1 protein-coding gene is annotated in these 1,146 nt (G+C 44.7%); it reads right to left on the bottom strand.

From position 1 onward, the window contains the following. The coding region (locus QVO99_RS02055; RefSeq protein WP_288176875.1) for a strawberry notch-like NTP hydrolase domain-containing protein at nucleotides 1–851 on the bottom strand (851 nt) is incomplete at its 3' end. Nucleotides 852–1,146 lie beyond the last annotated feature (295 nt).

Genomic DNA, 1,146 nt, shown 5'->3' on the forward strand with positions numbered 1-1,146 from the left:
GTCTGTGGCGTTTCTTCAAGAATCATGTTTATGCCTTGTGTGATAACCGATGCTTTGCCAGCGTTCACTCCGCTGCTTTTGTGGGCTTCGTCGAAGATGAACAGCACACGATGCTGCTCGCACAACGCCATGAGGAAGTTGAGACGTGTCATGTCTCGTTTGGCATCTTTCAGTTGGGAGTAGGTAATCATGAGATAGTCGAAGGCATCCTGCGGCAGTTCACCTTTTATGAATATTTCTTGAAGGACAGATTTCTTGGGAGCTTTGTAGACCACCTCATACTGTTTCTGGTAGAGCGCCATGCGCTCTGCCTCATACTTTTCGTTATCTTCTTCGTCTGCGGGAGACCATATCTCGTCGGACGTACATGTCGCTTTCTGCTCAACCACATGGTCAAAGTCGACAACCGACACACCAGCATTCACCACCAGTGGTCGTGCCTCCTTAATGCCAAGCGCTTTACAGTCGCGGTACATATCGCTGAACAGGGTATATCTGTCGGTGAAGAATATTGGCAGATAGCCAGACAACAGTCCATAGCGTATCATGGCAGCAGCTTGTCGGCCTTTGCCTATACCCGTTTGGTCGCCTATGACTACCGACTGTCCACGTTTCTCTATATTATAAACGGCCAATGCAACACCATCGATTTGCTCGGCGGCCAATGCTTCCCTCAGTTTCTCATGGCTCATGTGCAGTCTGTTTGCTACATATCCGCCGACATCGCCCCCAAGCGCTTCGTTTAGTTTACTTAATGCCCTTGTCGTGTATTCTGCAAGCTGTTTCGGAATGACGGATTCCAATGTCTTCGCATCCTTTACGGTGCTTTCATATTTTGTAGACTTTTTCATAACTGTATCTTTAATGTTGCGGCAAAAGTATTATGAAGGTATGCCAATTATTATCACAGGTTGAAAAAACCTTCTGTTTTTGTGAGTTTTTTATAAGAAACAATTAACCTGTATTGATAATTGAGTCAGCACGTCAATATCTTTGCCGGCAAACAACGATAAAAACATGAGATATGACATTGTACGAATTATTACACAAGGTATCGTTTGACGAGATTGCGCCATTCTTGTCGAAAAGCTATGACGCAGGCAGAAGATGTGATTATTTAAAGGAACTCATTGAAAAATAAGGCAG

Source organism: Prevotella sp. CAG:592 (assembly GCF_000436015.1).
In the GTDB taxonomy this organism is placed as follows: domain Bacteria; phylum Bacteroidota; class Bacteroidia; order Bacteroidales; family Bacteroidaceae; genus Prevotella; species Prevotella pectinovora.